Source organism: Streptomyces sp. NPDC004435 (genome assembly GCF_042873895.1).
Classification (GTDB): domain Bacteria; phylum Actinomycetota; class Actinomycetes; order Streptomycetales; family Streptomycetaceae; genus Streptomyces.
Genome location: NZ_JBIAMB010000009.1, coordinates 192941 through 214685 on the forward strand (window position 1 = coordinate 192941; position 21745 = coordinate 214685).

Genomic DNA, 21745 nt, shown 5'->3' on the forward strand with positions numbered 1-21745 from the left:
ACGGGACCGAGCTCAGGACCCGGACGCAGCCCCCGAACCGGAACCGGTCGGGGGCTGCGTCCTGCCTCCTCGGCGCCGCCCTGGGACGCGGCGGCGCCGAGGAGGGCGGGGCGGCTTCCGCCAGAGCTTCCGCCAGTGCTTCCGTCAGGCGTTCCGCCCCGCCCGTGCCGGCTCAGGCGGTGTGGAGCCGGAGGCCGTAGCGGGCCAGGATCTCGTTGACCGGCTGGAACCACGTCTGGCCGCCGGAGGAGCAGTTGCCCCAGCCTCCGGAGGTGACGCCCTGGGCCTGGTCGCCGCTGAGGAACGAGCCGCCGGAGTCGCCGCCCTCGGCGCAGACGCTGGTCTTCGTCATCTGGTGCACGGCGCCCTGGCTGTAGTTGACCGTCTCGTTCTTGGCCAGGACCGTGCCGCAGTGCCAGCGCGTGGTCGAGCCGGAGCGGCAGATCGAGGCGCCGACCGGGGCCTCGTTCGAGCCGCGTACGAGCTGGTCGGGGACGGTGCCCCAGCCGAGGACCACGGGCACGGTCCACCAGCCGCTGTGGATCGAGACGTACGCGTAGTCGTCACCGGGGAACGACGAGCCCTGGAAGGTCCCCATCGCGGAGCCGTCCCAGCCCCGCACCGCCGCGCCCGCCCGCCCGCAGTGCCCGGCGGTCACGAAGCCGCCGTGGACGGAGAAGCCGATCGAACAGCGGACGTTGCCGGTGTAGTACGGGTCGCCGCCGACCGTGCCCGCCGCGTACGTGCGGGGCGCCTCGGCCGTCTCGGCGACCGTGACGAGCCCGCCCGCCCCGGCCCGGTCCAGGAAGGACCGCACGGCGGGGGTCTGCCGCTCGGAGCGGACGACGTCGACCACGACGCTGTTGCTCCTCGGGTCGACGTGCCAGCCGGCCACTCCGGCGGGTGCGCGGAGCGTGTCCAGCCGGGCCTTGGCGCGGTCCAGGGCGGCGGCGCTGTGGCGGACCAGGCGGGTGTCGGCGCCCAGGGCGCGCACCCCGGCCTCCTCGGCGCGGTCGGTCACGGCGACCACGAGCCGGCCGGCCGCCGGGTCGAACCACGCGCCGGCATAGGCGGCGCCGGCGTGCCGCTCGGCGGCCTTCTCCACCGCGACGGCCGCCTTCTCGGCACGCAGCCGCTCCTCGGCCTGCGCCGGGGTGAGCCCGAAGTCCCGCCGCATGGCGTCGAGCAGTCCGGCGGAGGCGGAGGCGGGCGGTGTCGCGGCGCCGGGCTCCGCGGACGGGGCGGCGCTCGCCGCACCGGCGTGGGCGGCGCCCAGACCGACCGTCAGGAGCAGGGCGGCGAGGGCGGTGCGCAGGGGGGTGGTGCGTTTCACGGGACCTCCAGGTGTGGGGGAGTCAAACGCTGAGAGCGCTCTCAAGGAGTGCCACCGACACGCTAACGGTCCCCGCTTGTCAGGTCCATACCAGAAATCGGACTGCCGTCGCGGCGGCCTCGAGCCCCCGGAGCGCCGGGTCAGTCCGCCCAGACGCGCGCGTAACAGCGCTGGGTGCCCGGCGCTCCGCCGTTCCTGAAGGGCGTCCTGCCGTGCAGGACGGAGGAGTTGTCGACGAGGAGCAGGTCCCCTCGGCGCAGGGGGAGGGTGACGACCATCGCCGGGTCCTGGAGCAGGGCCTCCATGGCCTGGAGGGCGCTGCGCCGGGCGGGGCTGAAGGGGGTGCCGGTCTCCTCCTGGCCGCGGGCGATCCAGTAGCGGTTGTAGTGCACCCGCAGGATCGGGCCGTCGAGGTCGAACACCGGGCGGACGCGGTCGAAGTCCGCCCCGCGTCCGAAGCGGAAGTCCTGCGAGAGCTCCCTCAGGGCCTCGGGCCGCTCGGCCGCGAGGCGATCGCGCAGCGCCGGGCCGCTGGCCAGCAGTGACTCGCCGCCTTCGGGGGCCGGCCTGACGCACAGCAGCGCCAGGAGCCTGGGTGGCCGGGGGCCCTCGCCGCGGTCCATGTGCGGGAGGAGTGTCTGGGTGTCGCCGTCCGGGGGGGCGGGGGTGCCCGGGCCGGGCGTGCGCGGGACAGCCGGCGCGGTGGCCGCCGTGAGGAGTTCGTGGGCGGACCGCTGGAGGCGGAGCCCCGCCGGGGCGCACACCCGGGCGACCGTACGCGCGCACAGCTCGACGCACTCCTGGTCGGTGAGGCCCGCGAGATCCAGGCCGCGGAGCACGACGAACCCCGTGCCGTGCCAGAGGCCGGCGTGAGCCCTCTCCGCCGGAGCGTCCCCCGTCGGGACGCCGGCCTCCCCCGTCGGGACGCCGGCCTCCGGCGTCGCCGGAAGCAGCCACTCCTCCGTCCTCAGGGTCTCCGCGGTCCAGCTCGACGGGCCTTCGGTCCTGCGCGGTGCGGTCATGAGGATTCCTCCCTGTGGTGCCCCTACACAGACTGGCGGCGCAGGGGCACCTTCAAACCAGAGATCATTCGGACGGCGCAGAATTGACGGACCATCAGTTATTGACGGTTCGTCAGATGACTCACAGAATGCGGGCACCCGATGGAGGGATCGCCTGTGTCTCGACCCTTGCGCGTTGTCGCCGCGACGTTCGCCCTGCTCCTCGCCACCGCCTGCAACTCCGCCTCCACCGGCGGAAACACGCCGGCCGCCGCCTCCGCGCGCGGAGTCACCGCCGACACGATCAAGGTCGGCGGCATCGTGTCGATGACGACCGCCAGCGGCTACTCCAAGAAGGACACCGACCTCGGCGCACGCGCGCGCTACGACCGGGCCAACGCCGAGGGCGGGGTCAACGGGCGGAAGATCGCGTACCTGGGCGCCGAGGACGACGGCCAGGACCCCGCCAGGAACCTCGCCGCGGCCCGCGAGCTCGTCCAGCAGGAGCAGGTCTTCGCCGTCGCCCCGATGAGCTCGGTCACCTTCGCCGGGGCCGACTTCCTCGACTCCCAGAAGGTCCCGACGGTGGGCTGGGGCACCCTCCCCTCGTTCTGCGGCCCGGCCCACATCTACGGTTTCAACGGCTGCCTCGTCCCGACGCCCGGCGGCACGCTCAACCAGACCTGGCCCGAGAGCCTCGCCTCCGTCCTCGGCGGCGCGCGCGGCAAGTCGGTCGCCCTGATCGCCGGCGACAACGACGCCGGCAAGTTCGGCATCCGCACCTTCACCCAGGGCTTCAAGGCGGCCGGCTTCCAGGTCCCGTACGCCAAGGCCGTCGTCCCGGCGACCTCGATGCCCAGCGACTGGTCGGCGTACACCAAGGAGATCCTGCGCTCGGGCCCCGGCGGCGGCGCGCCCGACGCCGTGATCTCCGTGATGCAGACGCCGTACAACATCGGCCTGTTCACCGCGCTCAAGCGCTCCGGCTACAGGGGGGTCCTCTCCGACCCGACCGACTACGACCCCGGGCTCCTCGCGAAGGACGCGACGAAACAGGCCCTCGACGGCGTCCACGTCCTGCTGCAGTTCCAGCCCTTCGAGTCGGACAGCCCCGCGATGCGGCAGTTCAAGGACGACATCAGGAAGGCCGCCGGAGGCAAGGAGGTACCGCTCAACATGCACATGCTCACGGGGTACATGAGCGCCGACCTCTTCCTCGCGATCGCCGCGAAGGCCGGCGAGGACCTCACCGTGGAGTCCTTCCAGAAGGCCGCCGACGGATTCTCCGACACCGGAACGCTGGTGGGCGACCGCGCCCTGCCCAAGGGGAAGAAGGAGAGCTTCGGCTGCGGAGCGCTCGTCCAGCTCAAGAACGGGCGGTACGAGGTGGCGGTGCCCTTCAAGTGCTACCCGCCGATCCCCTTCGGCTGAGGGGCGCGGCACGTGGGTGACCTGCTGGGCTTCGTCCTGAGCGGACTGGTCTCGGGCGCGCTCTACGCGCTGCTCGCGACCGGCCTCGTCCTCTCCTCCTCCGCCTCCGGGCTCTTCAACTTCGCGCACGGCGCCACCGCGTACCTCTGCGCGCTGGCCTTCTACGAGCTTCACTCCGGCTTCGGCTGGCCGGCCGTGCCCACCGCGCTGGTCCTGGTCCTCGTCGTGGCGCCCGGCCTTGGCTGGGCCCTGGACCGGCTGATGTTCAGGAAACTGGCCCGGGTCGGCGAGACGGCGCAGATCGTGGCCACCATCGGCCTGCTCGTCGCGCTGCCCGCGGCCGGACTGTGGGTGGTCGAACTCCTGGAGCGGGCCGGCGCCCCCGTCCAGCCCGCCGAGAACCAGTTCGGACTGCCCGGCGTCGGCCCGAGCCCCGCCGTGGCCTGGCAGCCGATCGACGGCGTCGGCATCGACTCCGACCAGCTGATCACCTGGATCGCCACCGCGCTCGCGGCGGCGGCCCTGTGGGTCCTGATGCGCCGCACCCGGCTCGGTCTCCGGCTGCGGGCGGCAGTCGACGACCGCACGCTGACCGAACTGAGGGGCATCAGCGCGGACCGGCTCTCCTCGATCGCGTGGATGCTGGCGTCCGGCCTCGCGGGCCTCGCCGGCGTCCTGGCCACCCCGCTCCTCGGGCTCTCGGCGCACGACTACACGCTGTTCCTCTTCGTCTCGGCCACCGCGGCCGTCCTCGGGCGGTTCGTGTCCGTGCCGCTCGCCTTCGCGGCCGGGCTCGGGCTCGGAGTGCTGCAGAACCTGGTGGCCGGGTACGCGTCGTTCACCGACGACATCACCGGCTTCCGCACCGCGGTCCCCTTCCTCATCCTCTTCGGCGGCCTCGTCGTCCTGGTCCGGCGGCAGCGCGCCGCCGGCACCGCGGCCGCGGACCCGCCACCGGTCGACTACCTCGCCGGACGGAGCGGCGTCCGCCGGTGGGGCGCGTGGGCGGTGGCCGGCGTGCTGCTCGGCACCGCGTTCTACACCGTCACCACCCCCTTCTGGAGCGGCATCCTTGCCCAAGGGCTCGCCATCGGCCTCGTCTTCATGTCGTTCACCGTGGTCACCGGGGTCGGCGCCATGGTGTCGCTCGCCCAGGCGACGTTCGTCACCGGCGCGGCGCTCGTCGCCGGCCTGCTGATGAGCCACGGCTGGCCCTTCCTCGCGGCCGCGGCGGCCGGTACGGCGGCGGCCGCCCTGCTCGGCGCGGTCGTCGCGCTGCCCGCCCTGCGGCTCGGCGGCAGATCACTGGCCCTGGCCACCCTGGCCCTCGCCTTCCTGGCCGATCAGGTCCTCTTCCAGCTCGGGTGGCTGCGCAACGGCGACACCGGATGGGCGATACCGCGACCGGTGGTGGGCCCCGTGGACCTCGGGGACGACCGGGCCCTCGGCCTCGCCCTGGTCCTCCTCAGCGCGGTCGCCGTCGCCCTGCTCACCTGGCTGCGCGGCTCCCGCTGGGGCCGGGCCATGCTCGCGGTCCGCTCGGCCCCCGAGGCCGCGGCGGCCTCGGGGGTGTCGGTGGTCCGCACGAAACTCCTGCTGTTCACGGTGTCGGCGGGCCTCGCGGGCTTCGGAGGCGTGCTCTACGCCTCGTACAACACCCGCATCACGGCGACCGACTTCACGGCGATGACGGGGCTGGTGTGGCTGGCGGTCGTCGTCGCGGCGGGGGTGCGCAGACCGCAGTTCGCGGTGGTGGCCGGGCTGGTCTTCGCGGTCGTCCCGCACCTGATGGCCGAGTACGTGACGGACTCCGCCCACCTGCCCGTGATCCTCTTCGGCCTGGCGGGCCTGGCGCTCGCCAACGACCCGGACGGGTACTGCGCCGCGCTTCCGTCGAGGCGGGCGGCCCGGCGCGGTGCGGTGGGGGCGGTGAGGCGGACGAAGGCGGGGCGGGGCCCGGGTCCGGAGCCTGCTGCGGTGAGGCAGGTGTCGGTCTCCGTGCCGCGGCCGGCGGCCGGGTCCCTGACGGCTTCCGCGATCGCCTCCGATACGACGGACGGCGGCTCCGGCCCGGCACCTGCGGAGCCCGCGCTCGAACTGAGCGGCGTCCACGCCGGGTACGGAGGCGCGGAGGTGCTGCACGGGGTGGACCTCGTGGTGCGCGGCGGCGAGGCGCTGGTCCTGCTCGGCCCCAACGGGGCCGGGAAGTCCACACTCTGCCGGGTGGCGGCGGGACTGCTGCGGCCCGCCGAAGGACTCGTGCGGGTACGGGGCGAGGACGCCACCCGCGACCCGACGGTCGCCCGGGCACGCCGCGGGGTGCGGCTGGCCCCCGAGGGGCGGGGGATCTTCTCCGGTCTTTCGATCGAGGAGAACCTGGCGCTCCAGCTGGCGGACGCCGAGGACCGCGAGGCGGTGTACGCGCGCTTCCCGGCGCTCGCGGCCCGCCGCACCGTCCTCGCCGGGTCGCTCTCCGGCGGCGAGCAGCAGCTCCTCGCCCTCGCCCCGCTCCTCCAGCGGCCGCCCGCGGTCCTCGTCGCCGACGAGCCGTCACTCGGACTGGCGCCGCGCGTCGTGGACGAGGTGTTCCGGCTCCTGACCGAACTCCGGGGCCGCGGTACCGCGTTGCTGCTGGTCGAGGAGAAGGCCGCCGAAGCCCTCGGCGTCGCCGACACCGTGGCGTACCTCGCACAGGGCGGGATCGCCTGGTCCGGGCCCCGGTCCGAGGTGGACAGGGACCGGCTGGCCGAGGCATACCTGGGGACGGGAGTACGCCGATGAGCCGCCCACTGCTGCACGCGAGCGGCATCGACGTCCGTTTCGGCGGCGTCCACGCCCTGCGCGACGTGACCGTCTCCGTCCGCACCGGGGAGATCTGCGGTCTGATCGGGCCGAACGGCGCGGGCAAGACGACGCTGTTCGACGTGCTGTCGGGGATGCGGCGGCCGGACGGGGGCGAGATCGTGTACGACGGCACGGTCATCACCCGCCGGTCCCCGGTCTGGCGGGCCCGGCACGGCATCCGCCGCACCTTCCAACGCCAGCAGCTCTTCGGCCAGTTGACGGTGGCCGACAACCTCGTGGTCGCCCGGGACTGGCGCGGCGGACTCCGCTCCGCCGGAGCGCGCGGCCACCGGGAGCGGGCCGCCGCCGTGCTCGACGCGTGCGGAATCGACGCGCTGGCCGGCTCGTACGCGGGCGGCCTGCCCGTCGGACAGGCCCGCATGGTCGAACTCGCCCGCGCGCTCGCCGACCCGCCCCGGGTCCTGCTCCTGGACGAACCCGCCTCCGGCACGACCGTCGAGGAGCGCCGGCTGCTCGCCGCCGTCATCCGCCGGACGGCCGAGGAACAGGACTGCGCGGTGCTGCTCGTCGAGCACAACGTCGCCTTCGTCATGGAGCTCTGCTCCCGGGTCGTGGTGCTCGACCTCGGCGAGGTCCTGGCCGAGGGCACCCCCGCCGAGGTCCACGCCCACCCCGCCGTGCGCGAGGCGTACCTCGGTTCCTCCGCTCCCGGGGCGGACGGTCCCGCCCGGTGAGGCGGGACCGGCTCACGGCAGGGGGGTTGTGCCGGTGGGGGTACGGGCTGCCGCCCGCTCGTCGTCACGGGCGGGGGAGGGGGTCCGGGCGGGGGCGGCCGTGACGAGGACGAAGGAGTGTCCGGCCGGGTCCATGTAGCGGCGGAGATCCGTACGGCGGTCGCTGCGGGTGCCCTCGCGCTCGGCCGCGACGGGCCGTGCGCCGAGCGAGACCGCCTCGCGCTCGGCGTCGTCGAGCGCGTCCGGGGCCACCAGGATCTCCAGGTGCGCCTGGAGGGAGTCCTCGGGGCGCGGCCAGCTCGGCGGCGCGTGCCCGAGGTCCCGGCGGATCCCGAGCACCGCTCCGGAACCGCCGGAGACGAGCAGGAGGTCGGGGTCGCCCTCGGCGGGCTCGACGACGGCGTCCAGCAGGGCCGCGTAGAACCGTGCCAAGGGCTCCGGATCGGAGCAGTCGAGCACCAGGACGCTGGTCTTGGGGACGGGGGGCACGTGAGGAACGGTCGGAACTGTCATGGACGCCGTCTGCCCCGCATCGTCGCGGGCAAGCCCGCCCCGGCGGGCCCGGCCGGGACCGGGGCGACGCCGGCCGCAGAGGGTGTACGCCCGCGGGTCACACGGCGAGCGTGATCGCGTAGGCGAGGAAGAACAGGGCGACCAGAACGGACAGTACGACGATGGCCACGAGCGGGCCCCGGCCCCAGCCGCGCGTGAGCGGACGGTACGGTCCGGTGCCCGAGCCGGTGCCCGACTCCGCGGGAGGCGTCTCGCCGGGGCGCGCGGTGCCGCCGGAGAGCGGAGCGCCCCCCGGGTCCTGAGGAGGGTCGTAGCCGGTCATCGCACGCACCTTTCGTGTGGGGCGGCCGGTCGACGGCGGCCGCGGCCGCGGGTGGGCTCGCGCTCCCCGGGCCCGGCCCGCCCGTCCGGGCGCGAGGGTTCGGGCGCGAGGGGCCGGGCGGGCGCCGGGCGGACCCCGATCGGTCCGGGCCGCTCGGTCCGGGTGGTCACCAGTGGTCCGGTCCGGGGTCACCGGTGGTCCGGTCCGGGGGTCACCAGTAGTGGCGCCGACCGCCGACCGCGTGGCCCATGGCTCCGAGGATCCACAGGACGGCGCCGATGACGACCAGGACGAGTCCGATCGTCCAGAGGATGGAGATCCCGGTGACGAATCCGATGACGAGGAGGATGACTCCGACCAGCAGCATGGCGTGCCTCGGTTTCTCGTTGGGGGGCCACGCTCGTGCCGGGCCCGCGGGTGAACGGTGACGGGACGAGAAGGGGGTGACGTCCCGCACGCAGCGACTGCCCGCATCCCCGGGGTGTATGTGCCCGGCGGGGCACCGGTGTCGCATCCGCCTACCCGGCCCTCCCACCTGGGCCCCCCGCGAGGGCCGAGTGAGGGTCCGAGGAATTCTGCGAAGGTTGTGAAGGAGTTCTGTCGGTGGCGTGACTTTTCCGTCGGGGATTCACCTCCTGAAAATCCTCGAACGTGTATACAAACCGTTCGAACTAATGAGTAACAATGCTCTGAGCTGCGAAAACGCGTTCGCGGGCCGGTTCTGAGCAAATTTCCCGCACCCTCGGACCGCCGATGTATGGTCGGCCCGCCCTCATACGAGTGGGCGTGAAGGCGAGGCAATTCGAGGCGAGGCGCAGCGATGGGAACTCCGACCACTCCGTCGTCCGACGGATCAGGCGACGCCGGGGGCTGGTTCACCCGGGGGACCGCACCGGCGCCTGACACCTCGTCGGAGCCCCGGACGCCCCGGGGATCGCACCCGGGGGCCGGCCGGGGCGGCGACAGTCCGCCGGACGAGTCGGACGCCGCCCTGCTGCGACGCACCATGGCCGAGATCGAGCCGATCGCCGACCAGGTCACCTCGCACTTCTACGCCCTGCTCTTCCTGCGCCACCCCGACCTGCGGGAGCTCTTCCCCGCGGCCATGAACACCCAGCGGGACCGCCTCTTCAAGGCGCTGCTCACCGCCGCGACCCACGCGGACGACCCGGCCACGCTGACCACGTACCTCACCCACCTCGGTCGCGGGCACCGGAAGTACGGCACGCGCCCCCAGCACTACCCCGCTGTCGGAGAGGCCCTGATCGGCGCCCTCGCCCGCTACGCCGGCGCCGTCTGGGGGCCGAGGACCGAGGCCGCGTGGGTGGCCGCCTACACGGCGATCTCGCAGATCATGATCGACGCGGCGACCGAGGACGAACGCCGTTCGCCGGCCTGGTGGCAGGCCGAGGTGGTCGCCCACGAGATGAGGGCCAGGGACATCGCGGTCGTCACCGTCAGACCCGACCAGCCGTACCCCTTCCTCGCCGGCCAGTACACCGCTCTGGAGACCCCCTGGTGGCCGCGGGTCTGGCGGCACTACTCCTTCGCCTCCGCGCCCCGGTCCGACGGGCTGCTCTCCTTCCACGTCAAGGCCGTCCCGGCGGGCTGGGTCTCCAACGCCCTGGTGCACCGCGCCCGTCCCGGCGACACCATCCGGCTCGGTCCCCCCGCCGGCTCCATGACGGTGGACCACAGCAACGACAACGGGCTGCTGTGCCTGGGCGGCGGCACCGGCACCGCACCCATCAAGGCCCTCGTCGAGGACGTCGCCCGGCACGGCAGGTACCGCACCGTCGACGTCTTCTACGGCGCCCGCGAGAACCACGGCCTGTACGACATCGAGACCCTGCTGCGGCTCCGGCAGTCGCACCCCTGGCTCTCGGTCCGCTCCGTCCTGGACGACGCCCCCGGCGGCCTGCCCTCGGGCGGCCTGCCCGACGCCATCCGCGAGCACGGCCCCTGGTACACCCACGACGCCTATCTGTCCGGCCCGCCCGGAATGATCCGCCGCGGTGTCGAGGCCCTCGTGGGCGTCGGCATCCCCACCCACCGCATACGACACGACTCCCTAGAGGAACTGGCCGGGGCAACGACGTGAGCACTTCCCAGCAGGACCCGAGCACCTTCGAGCGGACGGCGCGGACCGAGCGGACCGACGGGACGGAGCGGACCGAGCCGCCGACCGCGCTCCTGCGCACCACCCGCCCGGGCAGCGACGGCGAGCACCTCGTCCAGTGGCGACTGGGCAGCGGCGAACGCGCCGACCGGTTCTACGCCGAACAGGTCCTCGACAGGCTGAACCCCCGCATGCGCGAGTTCACGGCACGGCAGGAGATGTTCTTCCTGGCCACCGCCGACCGCCACGGAGCCTGTGACAACACCTTCCGCGCCGGCCCGCCCGGCTTCCTCCACGTCCTCGACGACACGACCCTCGCCTACCCGGAGTACCGGGGCAACGGCGTCCACGCCAGCCTCGGCAACATCGAGGAGAATCCGCACGTCGGCGTGCTGATGGTGGACTTCCTCCGCGACCGCATCGGTCTGCACGTCAACGGGAGGGCCAGGGTCGTCCCCGACGACGAGATGCGCCGCGCCCACCCCGGCGCCGGGCTCACCGTCGACCCGGTGCCCGGCCGGCGGGCCCTGATGTGGGTCGAGATCGCCGTCGACGAGGCGTACATCCACTGCGCCAAGCACATCCCCCACCTCCAGAAGGCCCCGGTCCGCTCCGGCCGTTCCTGGGGCACGGACGACACCCGGCGCAAGGGCGGCGACTTCTTCGGCGCGGCCGCCGACGCCCCCGGACGCGGCCCCTTCGTCCCGCCGCCCCGCGCCGACCGGGCGACCTGGCGCGCGGCGGCCGAGACGGTCCTCGCGAAGGCCGACTCGGCGGCGAGGGCGGGGGCGTTCAGCGGCTGGTTCACTCGGAGCGGGCAGGACGCCTAGGGGGGGTGTCTTCAAATGATCCACCAGCGATGATCATTTGAAGACCCTGCCTAGGGCGTTTCTCCGGATCGGGCCCGGCGAGGCGGCTCAGGCGGTGCTCCACCCGGTGGTGGCGGAGTACGCGGCGACCAGGTCCACCACGAAGACGAGGGTCGAGCCGGGCGGGATCAGTGGGGTGGGCGACTGCTTGCCGTAGCCGAGGCGCGGGGGCACGACGATCTCGCGCCGGCCGCCGACCCGCATCCCCCGCACGCCCCGGTCCCAGCCCTTGATGACCTTGCCGCCGCCCAGGGCGAACTTGTACGGCTCGCCCCGGTCCCAGGAGGCGTCGAACTCCCTCCCGGACGCGAAGGCGACCCCGACGTAGTGGACCCGGAGCACCATCCCCGGCTTCGCCTCGGGACCGGTGCCCACGACGATGTCCCGGACGGTCAGCTCGGTGGGCGCCTCGCCCGCCGGAACCTCGACCTCGGGCTTCGTCCGTTCGCTCATCGCATCCTCGTCCTTCTCCGCCGGAGGCCCTCGCGCGGGCCGGCCGGACGCATGGACCCTCCATGCGGCAGACGGTCACGCTACCGACCGCCGGGGGAGGAGCCGGCACGCCGGTCACCTACCGGCGCCGGTGCGGGGGAGGGGGCGCTGGTTCCAGCCGGCGATCACGGGCAGGCCGTGCTCCGTGGACAGCCGGCCCAGCGCGGCCGTCGTCAGCAGGAACAACCGCCCCTCGGACGGCGGCAGGTCCAGATAGCGGGCCGTCAGCACGCGGAGCAGATGCGCGTGCGCCACGACGACGCCGTCCTCGACGGAGTCCGTGAGGAGGGGCCGGATCCGGGCGAGGACCCGGTCGGCCCGTCGTCCCACGTCCTCGGCGGACTCCCCGGGCCGCCCGTCCCCGTGCGCGGGCACGCCGTCCCGCCACAGCGACCAGCCCGGTCGCGCCTCGTGGATGCGGGCCGTGGTGAGCCCCTCGTACCCGCCGTAGTCCCACTCGCACAGGTCCTCGTCCGTCACCGCGTCGCGCAGACCGGCGAGTTCGGCCGTGCGCCGGGCCCGCCGCAGCGGGCTGGTCAGCACGAAGGCCACGGCGCGGCCGGCGAAGAAGGGCGCGAGCGCCCGCGCCTCGGCTTCGCCCTCGGCGGTGAGCGGAAGGTCGGTGCGGCCGGTGTGCCGTCCGGCGGCGCTCCACTCGGTCTCGCCGTGGCGGACCAGGAGAAGGTCACCCATGCCCGCGCCGCTCCTCTCGAAAGCCGCCTGTGGAGCCCCTCGCCCTCACCGTAACCCTCGGCGCGGGAACCCGTTGCACGGCACGGCCATGAGGGGGAGCCGCGGCGAGATGGCGTCAGGGGCTTGCGCGGGCGACCTGTCCAGCGCAATGGTATGCAGCCACACCATTGGCATCGTTGCGGGGAGCTGAGTGCTGCCATGACCGTGGAAGAGACCTCCAGGAGCACGCCCGCCGGGGACGACTACCTGGCACGGCGCACCCTGCGCCGGGGCAGCGCCGGATGGCTGCTGCTGACCGGGCTGGGCGTCGCGTACGTCGTCTCCGGCGACTTCTCGGGCTGGAACATCGGCCTGTCCGAGGGCGGCTTCGGCGGCCTGGCCATCGCAATGGTGCTCATGGGCACCATGTACGCCTGTCTGGTCTTCTCGCTCGCCGAACTGTCCGCCATCCTGCCCACCGCGGGCGGGGGCTACGGCTTCGCCCGCCGGGCGCTGGGCACCTGGGGCGGCTTCCTCACCGGGACCGCCATCCTCATCGAGTACGTGCTGGCACCCGCCGCGATCTCCATCTTCATCGGGGACTACGTCGAGTCGCTCGGACTCTTCGGACTGGAATCGGGGTGGCCGGTCTACCTCGTCTGCTTCGCCCTCTTCATCGGCATCCACCTGTGGGGGGTGGGCGAGGCGCTGCGCTTCAGCCTCGTCGTCACCGCCGTCGCGGTGGCCGCGCTCCTCGTCTTCGCGCTCGGCGCGCTCAGCGACTTCCACGTGTCCGGCCTGAACGACATCCCCGTCGACGCGACCGCCTTCGGCTCGAACTCCTGGCTGCCCTTCGGCCTGCTCGGCATCTGGGCGGCGTTCCCCTTCGGCATGTGGTTCTTCCTGGGCGTCGAGGGAGTGCCGCTGGCGGCGGAGGAGGCCAAGGACCCGGTGCGCTCGATGCCCAGGGCCCTCGCCCTGTCGATGGGCGTCCTGGTGCTGCTCGCGGTCGTCACCTTCCTCGCCGCGACCGGCGCCCGCGGCTCGGCCGCGATCCAGGAGGCCGGAAACCCGCTGGTGGTGGCCCTCCAGGGTGACGGCGAGCCGACCGCGCTCAGCCGCTTCGTCAACTACGCCGGCCTCGCGGGACTCGTGGCCTCGTTCTTCTCGCTGATCTACGCGGGCTCGCGCCAGCTCTTCGCGCTCTCCAGGGCCGGCTATCTGCCGCGCTTCCTCTCCCTCACCAGCCGCCGCAAGGCGCCGTACCTGGGCCTGCTGATCCCCGGGGCGATCGGCTTCGCGCTGGCGGCCGGCACCGGCGACGGGGCGCGGATGCTGAACATCGCCGTCTTCGGCGCCACCATCTCGTACGCGCTGATGGCGCTCTCCCACATCGTGCTGCGCCACCGCGAGCCGGGTCTCGCCCGCCCGTACCGGACCCCGGGCGGAGTCCTGACGTCGTCCGTCGCCTTCGTCCTCGCCCTCTCCGCCCTGGTGGCGACCTTCCTGGTGGACAAGGACGCGGCGCTCATCGCGCTCGGGGTGTACGTGCTCGCCCTCGGCTACTTCGCCGTCTACAGCCGGCACCATCTGGTGGCCAGGGCGCCCGAGGAGGAGTTCGCGGCTCTCGCCACGGCGGAGGCCGAGCTCGCACGCGACTGACCCGCCCCCGGTTCACTCCTTGAAGCCCGGACCCGGACCCGTACCCGGCGCCGCCTCACGCGGCGCCGGGTACGGGTGTGAGGGTGCTACTTGATGCCCAGCTCGGCGCACTTGTCGGCGAGCTTCCCCGTGCAGATGTCGGCGGCGGTGTAGATGCCGTCCTTGACCACCGTGGACTGGATGTTGGTCCTGTCGACGACCACCGGGTCGAGGAGCTTCGACGGCACGCCGTCCGTCACGGTCTGGGCGCGGATCGGCACACCCATGAGCATGTCGACCGCGAACTCGGCGGCCGTGGGTGCCAGGTCGAGCGGCGACTTGTAGATGGTGAAGGTCTGGGTGCCGGCGACGATCCGCTGGATGCCCGCGATCTCGGCGTCCTGGCCGCCGACCGGGATGTTCTTGATGCCGGCGTTCTCCAGGGAGGTGATGATGCCGCCCGCCATGCCGTCGTTGGCGGAGTAGACGGCGTCGATCTTGTCCTTGCCGACGGAGGAGACGGCGGCGGCCATCTTCTCGCCCGCGATCTTCGGGTCCCACTGCCCGGAGGCCTCGTAGGCGATCCTGCCGACCATGCCCTCCAGGGCGTTGTGGGCGCCCTTCTTGAACAGGGCCGCGTTCGGGTCCTTCTCGTCACCGTTGATCATCACCACGTCGGCGGTGTCGGCCTTGTGGCCCAGGGCGGCGAGCAGGGCCTCGCCCTGGAACTCGCCCACCTTGTAGTTGTCGTGGCTGACGTAGACGTCGGCGCCCTTGATCGCGCGGTCGTACGCGACGACCTTGACGCCCTTGGCGTGTGCCTCCTCGACCCAGCCCGCGGACTTGGCCGCGTCGACCGAGCCGAGCGCGATGACCGTGACGCCGTCGGCGATGAGCTGGTCGAACTGCTGCTTCTGTTTCACGACGTCGGAGACGGCGTTGTTGTACACGACCTCGCAGTCGAGACAGCGGCGTTTGACGGCCTTCTCGAACTGCGGCTTGTCCAGCGCCTCGTACCGCGCGGTCTTGTTCTCCGGCAGGAGCAGACCGATCTTGGTCGAGCTGCCCTTCGCCTCGTTCCCGCCGGCGGCCTGGCCGCAGGCGGAGAGGGCGAGAGCCGTGGAGACCACGGCCGCGCCGATGACGGCGCGACGGGTCATTGCGTTCATGGTGGGGTGCCTCCCTGACGAGACCGCGACATTGCGGCCGAGGTGCAGCGAAGTCAACTCGGGCGGACAGTTTGCCGTCAAGAAGTAAACGTTTAACGAGATGGCAACGACCTGACCGTCCAGTAAATGAAGGCCGGGGATCGGTTCTGTCCGGCGGAATGACTCGCTCGACCCGGGGCAGGCGGTGCCCAGGCGGGGAGAGCGCCCCGCCGCGAGAGACCGGAGGAGTTGTTTCGCGTGAGCGAGAACGTGTGGAGCTACAAGTCGACCGCGGGTCATCTGGCCGGCACCGACCTGACCGGCTACGCGGTCGAGGCCCTCGACGGCCACGTCGGGAAGGTGGACAAGCACTCCGACGAGGTCGAGGATTCCTACCTGGTCGTGGACACGGGCGTCTGGATCTTCGGCAAGGAGGTCCTCCTGCCGGCCGCGACCGTGAAGCGGGTCGACATCGACGAACGGAAGATCTTCGTCGACCGCACCAAGGAGCAGATCAAGGACGCCCCCGAGTTCCACCGGGAGAAGCACCTCGAAGACCCCGCCTACCGCCATGACGTGGGCATGTACTACTGGCCGGGAGGCCCCTTCGGCGGGCCGATCGCCTGACCGTCCGGTGGGGGAGGGCCCGAACCGGCGCGTCCGGGCCCACCCCCTCCACCGATCGGGCACGGCTCCGCCTCCGGTGGTGGCTTCGCCCGAGCGGGGTCAGGCTGGGACCTGTCCAGTACGAGGGAAGGCAGTACGACCGATGACCGACAGTCGACCCGCCACCACGACCGACTCCGGCGCCCCGGTGGAGAGCGACGAACACTCGCTCACCGTCGGTCCGGGCGGTCCGATCCTGCTCCAGGACGCCTACCTGATCGAGCAGATGGCGCAGTTCAACCGCGAGAGGATCCCCGAGCGCCAGCCGCACGCCAAGGGCAGCGGCGCCTTCGGCCGCTTCGAGGTCACCCACGACGTCAGCCGCTACACCAGGGCGGCGCTGTTCCAGCCGGGCGTCCGCACCGATCTCGTCGCCCGCTTCTCCACGGTCGCCGGTGAGCGGGGCAGCCCGGACACCTGGCGCGACCCGCGCGGCTTCGCGGTGAAGTTCTACACCAGCGAAGGCAACTACGACATGGTCGGCAACAACACGCCGGTCTTCTTCATCAAGGACCCGATGAAGTTCCAGCACTTCATCCGGTCCCAGAAGCGCCGGGCCGACAGCAACCTGCGCGACCACGACATGCAGTGGGACTTCTGGACCCTCTCCCCGGAGTCCGCGCACCAGGTCACCTGGCTGATGGGCGACCGGGGCATCCCGCGTACCTGGCGCCACATGAACGGCTACACCTCGCACACGTACATGTGGATCAACGCGGCCGGCGAGCGGTTCTGGGTGAAGTACCACTTCAAGACAGACCAGGGCATCGAGTTCCTCACGCAGGACGAGGCCGACCGCCTGGCGGGCCAGGACGCGGACTTCCACATGAGGGACCTCTTCGAGCACATCCGGGACGGCGACTTCCCGAGCTGGACGCTGCACGTGCAGGTCATGCCGTACGAGGACGCGGCGGCGTACCGGTTCAACCCCTTCGACCTGACCAAGGTCTGGCCGCACGGCGACTACCCGCTCATCCCGGTCGGCCGCATGACGCTCGACCGCAACCCCACCGACAACCACGCCGAGATCGAGCAGGCCGCCTTCCAGCCGAACAACTTCGTCCCCGGCATCGGTCCCAGCCCCGACCGGATGCTGCTGGGCCGGCTCTTCTCGTACGCGGACGCCCACCGGGCCCGCATCGGGACCAATTACCAGCAGCTCCCGGTGAACGCTCCCGTCGTCGACGTCCACACGTACTCCAAGGACGGGGCGATGGCGTACCGGAAGACGACGGACCCGGTCTACGCACCGAACTCCAAGGGCGGGCCCGCCGCCGACCCCGAGCGCCACGGCACCCCGCCGAGCTGGACGGCTGACGGCGAGATCACCCGCTCGGCCTACGTCTCCCACCCGGAGGACGACGACTGGGGCCAGCCCGGCACCCTCGTGCGCGAGGTGCTCGACGACAAGGCCCGCGACCGCCTGGTCGAGAACGTGGTGGGCCACCTCCTCGACGGCGTCAGCGAGCCGGTCCTCCAGCGGGCCTTCGCCTACTGGAGCAACATCGACACGGCCCTCGGCGAGCGCGTCAGCCAGGGCGTGCGGTCGGCGCAGGCCGAGAAGAAGGGGTCCTGAGGCCCCTCCCGCCCGCCGCCGAAGCCGGGGTCATGAGCGTCCGCGCCCATGACCCCGGCTTCGGTCGCGTCACACAGCCGGTACGGGCTCCTCGGCCGGCCGCGGCGCCGGAGCGGCGCCCGTCTCCGGCGTGCCGAGCCGGCGCAGGCGCAGCGTGCACCAGATGCCGATCGCGGAGATCACCATGAGCAGGGCGGCGGCCGGCCAGAAGTGGCCGCCCGCGAGCGCGGTCAGCGAGACCGCGGCCAGCGGGGCGAAGCCGCCGAAGATCATGTTGCAGATCTGGTAGGAGAGCGAGATCCCGGTGTAGCGCACCCGGGGCTCGAAGCCCTCCGCCAGGATCGCGGCGATGGGACCGTACAGGGCGGACATCACGAGCCGCATCCCCAGCATGCTGAGGTAGATCAGGACCACGCTTCCGGTCCCGAGCGCCAGGAACTGCGGGACGGACAGGACGATGACGCCCACCAGGCCGGCCACGACCACCTTGTGCGCCCCGACGCGGTCACCGAGCCAGGAGAGGCCGGGGGTGACGACGAGCTCCAGGAAGGCCGCGAGGGAGAGGCCGTTGAGGAGCATCGACTCGGAGAGGTGCAGCTCGCCCGTCCCGTACGACAGGAGGTAGCTCGTCACCACGTAGTAGCCGCCGGTCGCGGTGGCGAGCGCGAAGACGCCGACGAGGACCGTGCGCCAGGAGGTCTGGAAGACCTCCACGACCGGGAGCTTGGTCTCCGCCGTGTTCTGGGCCTTGATCTCCTCCATGACCGGTGCCTCCTCCAGCTTCAGCCGGATGACGAGGCCGATGACGACGAGGACGGCGGAGGCGAGGAACGGCACGCGCCAGCCCCAGCTGTCGAACGCCTCGTCGCCCCAGAGGTTCATCAGGGAGAAGGCGCCCGTGGAGAGGAGGGCGCCGACGGAGGAGCCGAGCTGGGCGAAGGAGCCGAAGAAGGTCGCCTTGCCCTTCGGCGCGTTCTCGACGGCGACGAGGACGGCACCGCCCCACTCCCCGCCGATGGCGATGCCCTGGATGAGCCGGAGCACGATGAGCAGGATCGGGGCGAGGGCGCCGACCTGCGCGTACGTCGGGAGCAGACCGATGGCGAACGAGGCGACGCCCATCATCATCAGCGTGATGACGAGGGTCTTCTTCCGGCCGACCCGGTCGCCTATGTGCCCGAACACGATGCCGCCGAGGGGGCGGAGCAGGAAGCCGACGGCGAAGGTGCCGAAGGCGGACAGGGTGCGGAGCGCCGGCGGCATGTCGGCGGGGAAGAAGACGTCGTCGAAGACGATCGCCGCGGCGGTGGCGAAGGCGTAGAAGTCGTACCACTCGATGGACGTGCCGACGAGCGCTGCGAGCGCGGCTCTCATCGGGTTCTGCGGGCGTGCCGCTGGGGACTGGGACACGGGGGCCTCCGGCAGGAGCGGGTGGGGAGCGGGGGAGCGGGGGCGGAGCTCGGAGTGCGGGGAGCGCAGGGGCGCGGGGGCGCGGGAGCGCGGGGACGGGCGCGCGGGGACGGGGGTGCGGCGGGGACGGGCCGGGGTCGCCGGGTGTCAGCGGCCCGGGGCGGCCCAGACGCGCTCGCCGCCGATCCAGGTCTCGCGGACGCCGATCGAGGCGAGCGCGGCCGGGTCGGTGAGCAGCGGGTCCGCGTCGAGCACGACGAAGTCCGCGAGCATCCCGGGTGCCAGGGCGCCGACGGCGTGCTCGCGGTGGAGCGCCGCGGCGGCGGCACCGGTGTGGGCGTGCAGGCCGTCGGCGACCGAGAGACGCAGCGACTCGTCACCGAGGACCGTGCCGAGGACGGTGCGGCGGGTCGCCGCCGCGGAGACCGCCTCCAGCGGGGCGGGCGGGGCCACGGGCGCGTCGGAGCTGAACACCACCGGGACGCCGGCGGGCAGGCAGGGGCCGGCCGGGTTGTAGCGGTGGCCGAGGTCGCCGACCGCCGTCAGCGTGCCGTCGCCGGTGCGGAGGTGGTGCTGGGGCTGCATGACGGGGACGACGCCGAGCTCGCCCATGCGCGTGATCTGCTCGTCCGTCGGCAGGCCGCAGTGCTCGATGCGATGGCGCATGCCGGCGCGCGGTACGTCGGCCTGGGCCTTCTCGATGGCGTCGAGGACCATGCCGATCGCGAAGGGGGACTGGGCGTGGGTGGCGGTCTGGAGCCCGGCCCGGTGGGCCTTCGCGACGATCTCCGCGTACTCCTCGGCCGAGTGGTAGAGCTGCCCGTGGTGGCAGCAGTCGGCGGCGTACCCCTCGGGGAAGTACGCGGTCCAGCCGCCGAGCGTCCCGTCGGCGTAGAACTTCACGCCCTGCACGCGGAACAGGTCGTCGCCGAAGCCGCGCACCGCGCCCAGGTCGAGGGCCGTGTCGAGCAGGGCGGAGGTGAGGTACGCCGAGACCCGCATGCGCAGCGAGCCGTCGGCGCGGGCCCGCAGGTAGGTCTCCATCTCGCGGCGCGATGCCTGGGCGTCGCCGACCGTCGTGACACCGGCGGCCAGGAAGGTCTCCTGTGCCCGCATCAGGTGGTCGGCCATGATCTCGTCGGGCTCGGAGAGGTGGAAGTTCGGTCCGTGGTTGCCGATCTTCACCCCGCCGGGGCCGGTGAGCATGTCGCAGGCGGCGTCCCACAGCTGTCCGTCCGGCTCTCCCGAGGGGAGCCGGCCGATGGACCCGCCCTCGGGGTCGGGGGTGCCGACGGTGATGCCGCACGTGCGCAGGGTGTGGGAGTTGACGACGCCGCCGTGACCGGAGGCGTTCATCACGTACACCTCGCGGTCGGTGGCGATCCGGTCGAGGTCGTGACAGGTGGGGTGGCGGCGCTCGGCGAGGCGGCGGTGCTCGTAGCCGAAGCCGCGGACGGGCACGCCGGCGGGGAGCTCGCGGGCGGCCTCGGTCAGGACGGCGACGAGGGTGTCGATGTCCGGGACGCGCTCGGGACGGCAGTCGACCCAGGCGAGCGCCTGGCCGTACATCACCGGGTGACAGTGGGCGTCCACGAATCCCGGGTGGACCAGGCCGCCGTCGAGCTCCAGGGTCTCGTCGGGGCTGCCGCCGAGGGCGGCGCGGGCGTCGGCGGCCGTGCCGACGTGGACGACGCGGTCGCCGCGGACGGCGAGCGCCTCGGCCCGTACGCCGGTGCCCGGCACGGCGACGGCCGCGCCGGTGACGAGGAGGGTGCGCTCGGCAGGGATCCGGGGGGACGGGTGGTGCATGGGGGAGCCTACTTTCGGCCAAGAGTTGCCAGAACGGCTGAATCGTTCGTCAGGACGATAGAGAACGAACGAGACGTTGGCCAGAGGTGAAGGAATAATTCTGTTCGGAAGTTTTGGCTCCCTTCACTTACGGATCGTCTGTGGCGGTGTCTTCGCGGCCGACGATGCCTTCGCGGCTGGTGGTGCGCTACGACGCCGGGGTGCGGAGGTCGTACCGCTCCTTGACGAGTTCCAGGTGGACCCAGCTCTCGACCTCCCGTACGCCGGGAAGGGCGCGTGCGGCGTCGAGCGTCGCCCGTGCCGAGGCGAGGGACTCGGCCGTGATCGTGCCGACCAGCTCCGCCCGTCCGACGCACGCCGAGAGGAAGGAGACCTCGCCCCAGGTCGTCAGCTCCCGGGCGACGGGCTCGCGCGGGCCCTCGACGCCCACGGCGAACCCGCAGAGGTAGCCGAGCCCCAGCACCTCGGGCCGGATGAGCGCGAGCACCTTGACCACCCCGCCCTCCAGCAGCCGGAGGGTGCGCGCGCGGGTGGCGCCCGGGGAGAGGCCGACCCGCTCGGCGAGGTCGGCGAAGGGCAGCCGGCCGTCCTGTTCGAGGGCGTCGAGGATCCGGTGGTCGGTCTCGTCGAGGTCCGAGACCGTCGGGTCGTCCACCATCAGATAGGGGTCCTTCAGGTGGCGCGTGCTGATCAGCGGATCGACCAGGGCGACGTCCGGCACCGACCGGACGGCCTCGATCGCCCGGTCGAGCGCCTCGAAGCCCGGGGTGCGCAGCTCGGCCATGATCGACCGCCGGCCGGCGGTGAGGGTGACGAACGGCGCCTCCGGCATCGCGGCGATCGCCCGCGCCACGGGCTCCGCCGCGCCGTGGACGTCGACCGACAGGTGCGCGGAGGCGGTCAGCCCGCGGATCGAGGGGTGGACGACGGCGACGACGCGTACGGTCCCCGGCTCCAGGAGTCGCTGCACCCGGGCGCGCGTCGCGGGCCGGGACAGGCCGACCCGCTGGGCCAGGGCCTCGTAGGTGAGGCGGCCGTCGATCTGCAGCTCGCGCACGACGGCCAGATCGATGTGGTCCAGGTCCACAGGAGGTTCTCCTCTGTTCGGGGCTCGGGCGCCCGGTGCGTTGTCATTCTCGGTCACCGGCCGCCGATGGCGAATCGACCGTGACATGCGTCACAGGCATGCTGGATCGGCGGCTCT

Annotated in this window: 19 protein-coding genes; 8 read left to right on the plus strand and 11 right to left on the minus strand. The window is 72.7% G+C overall.

Annotated elements, in window-relative coordinates; translation table 11 throughout:
* Nucleotides 1-172: 172 nt before the first annotated feature.
* Complete coding sequence (locus ACFYT9_RS18610) at nt 173-1333, minus strand: S1 family peptidase (protein WP_389165091.1); 1161 nt, start codon at nt 1331-1333, stop codon at nt 173-175.
* Nucleotides 1334-1473: 140 nt separating this feature from the next.
* Nucleotides 1474-2355, minus strand: a complete 882-nt coding sequence (locus ACFYT9_RS18615; protein WP_389165093.1) for a TauD/TfdA family dioxygenase — start codon at nt 2353-2355, stop codon at nt 1474-1476.
* Nucleotides 2356-2511: 156 nt separating this feature from the next.
* Here ACFYT9_RS18615 and ACFYT9_RS18620 point away from each other — a divergent pair, with 156 nt between their 5' ends.
* The 3 genes from ACFYT9_RS18620 to ACFYT9_RS18630 are packed head-to-tail and all read left to right on the plus strand — an operon-like array spanning nt 2512 to nt 7304.
* Nucleotides 2512-3765: an ABC transporter substrate-binding protein gene (locus ACFYT9_RS18620; RefSeq protein ID WP_389165096.1), complete on the plus strand. Its 1254-nt coding sequence runs from the start codon at nt 2512-2514 to the stop codon at nt 3763-3765.
* A 12-nt stretch (nt 3766-3777) separates the two neighbouring features.
* Nucleotides 3778-6546, plus strand: coding sequence for an ATP-binding cassette domain-containing protein (locus tag ACFYT9_RS18625; protein WP_389165099.1), 2769 nt, complete (start codon nt 3778-3780; stop codon nt 6544-6546).
* Entirely contained in the window at nt 6543-7304 is a 762-nt protein-coding gene (locus ACFYT9_RS18630) for an ABC transporter ATP-binding protein (protein WP_389165101.1), read from the plus strand. Before ACFYT9_RS18625 ends, ACFYT9_RS18630 begins: the two co-directional genes overlap by 4 nt.
* Nucleotides 7305-7316: 12 nt before the next feature.
* On the opposite strand, the gene ACFYT9_RS18635 is transcribed toward ACFYT9_RS18630, so the two are convergent.
* The 3 genes from ACFYT9_RS18635 to ACFYT9_RS18645 form a co-directional block, all read right to left on the minus strand.
* Nucleotides 7317-7817 (minus strand): VOC family protein, encoded by a 501-nt coding sequence (locus ACFYT9_RS18635; RefSeq protein ID WP_389165104.1) that lies wholly within the window; start codon nt 7815-7817, stop codon nt 7317-7319.
* Between the two features lie 97 nt (nt 7818-7914).
* Nucleotides 7915-8139, minus strand: a complete 225-nt coding sequence (locus tag ACFYT9_RS18640) for a DUF6480 family protein (protein ID WP_376599152.1) — start codon at nt 8137-8139, stop codon at nt 7915-7917.
* 211 nt (nt 8140-8350) lie between these two features.
* Nucleotides 8351-8506 (minus strand): DUF6131 family protein, encoded by a 156-nt coding sequence (locus tag ACFYT9_RS18645; RefSeq protein ID WP_376599150.1) that lies wholly within the window; start codon nt 8504-8506, stop codon nt 8351-8353.
* 639 nt (nt 8507-9145) lie between these two features.
* Between ACFYT9_RS18645 and ACFYT9_RS18650 the strand changes: the two genes are divergently transcribed.
* The gene (locus ACFYT9_RS18650) at nt 9146-10240 is read left to right on the plus strand and encodes a globin domain-containing protein (protein ID WP_389165107.1); all 1095 of its coding nucleotides are present in this window, start codon (nt 9146-9148) and stop codon (nt 10238-10240) included.
* A gap of 143 nt (nt 10241-10383) precedes the next feature.
* Nucleotides 10384-11088 (plus strand): pyridoxamine 5'-phosphate oxidase family protein, encoded by a 705-nt coding sequence (locus tag ACFYT9_RS18655; RefSeq protein WP_376599164.1) that lies wholly within the window; start codon nt 10384-10386, stop codon nt 11086-11088.
* 87 nt (nt 11089-11175) lie between these two features.
* Here the strand turns inward: ACFYT9_RS18655 and ACFYT9_RS18660 are convergent, their stop codons facing one another.
* Nucleotides 11176-11580 (minus strand): FKBP-type peptidyl-prolyl cis-trans isomerase, encoded by a 405-nt coding sequence (locus ACFYT9_RS18660; protein WP_389165110.1) that lies wholly within the window; start codon nt 11578-11580, stop codon nt 11176-11178.
* A gap of 114 nt (nt 11581-11694) precedes the next feature.
* Nucleotides 11695-12312 (minus strand): histidine phosphatase family protein, encoded by a 618-nt coding sequence (locus ACFYT9_RS18665; RefSeq protein WP_389165112.1) that lies wholly within the window; start codon nt 12310-12312, stop codon nt 11695-11697.
* Between the two features lie 198 nt (nt 12313-12510).
* Here ACFYT9_RS18665 and eat point away from each other — a divergent pair, with 198 nt between their 5' ends.
* The gene (gene eat / locus ACFYT9_RS18670; RefSeq protein WP_389165114.1) at nt 12511-13953 is read left to right on the plus strand and encodes an ethanolamine permease; all 1443 of its coding nucleotides are present in this window, start codon (nt 12511-12513) and stop codon (nt 13951-13953) included.
* Nucleotides 13954-14039: 86 nt separating this feature from the next.
* On the opposite strand, the gene ACFYT9_RS18675 is transcribed toward eat, so the two are convergent.
* Nucleotides 14040-15101 carry a sugar ABC transporter substrate-binding protein gene (locus ACFYT9_RS18675; protein WP_389165116.1) on the minus strand — a complete coding sequence of 354 codons (1062 nt, stop codon included), beginning with the start codon at nt 15099-15101 and terminating at the stop codon, nt 14040-14042.
* A 237-nt stretch (nt 15102-15338) separates the two neighbouring features.
* Here ACFYT9_RS18675 and ACFYT9_RS18680 point away from each other — a divergent pair, with 237 nt between their 5' ends.
* Both ACFYT9_RS18680 and ACFYT9_RS18685 read left to right on the plus strand, forming a co-directional pair.
* On the plus strand, nt 15339-15707 hold the full coding sequence (locus ACFYT9_RS18680; protein WP_376599141.1) for a PRC-barrel domain-containing protein: 369 nt from the start codon (nt 15339-15341) through the stop codon (nt 15705-15707).
* A 142-nt stretch (nt 15708-15849) separates the two neighbouring features.
* Entirely contained in the window at nt 15850-17322 is a 1473-nt protein-coding gene (locus tag ACFYT9_RS18685) for a catalase (protein ID WP_376599140.1), read from the plus strand.
* 69 nt (nt 17323-17391) lie between these two features.
* Here ACFYT9_RS18685 and ACFYT9_RS18690 read toward each other — a convergent pair whose 3' ends face one another.
* The 3 genes from ACFYT9_RS18690 to ACFYT9_RS18700 form a co-directional block, all read right to left on the minus strand.
* Entirely contained in the window at nt 17392-18732 is a 1341-nt protein-coding gene (locus ACFYT9_RS18690) for an MFS transporter (protein ID WP_389165118.1), read from the minus strand.
* 147 nt (nt 18733-18879) lie between these two features.
* The gene (locus ACFYT9_RS18695; protein WP_389165120.1) at nt 18880-20541 is read right to left on the minus strand and encodes an amidohydrolase; all 1662 of its coding nucleotides are present in this window, start codon (nt 20539-20541) and stop codon (nt 18880-18882) included.
* Nucleotides 20542-20728: 187 nt separating this feature from the next.
* Nucleotides 20729-21628 carry an Lrp/AsnC family transcriptional regulator gene (locus ACFYT9_RS18700; protein WP_376600401.1) on the minus strand — a complete coding sequence of 300 codons (900 nt, stop codon included), beginning with the start codon at nt 21626-21628 and terminating at the stop codon, nt 20729-20731.
* Nucleotides 21629-21745 lie beyond the last annotated feature (117 nt).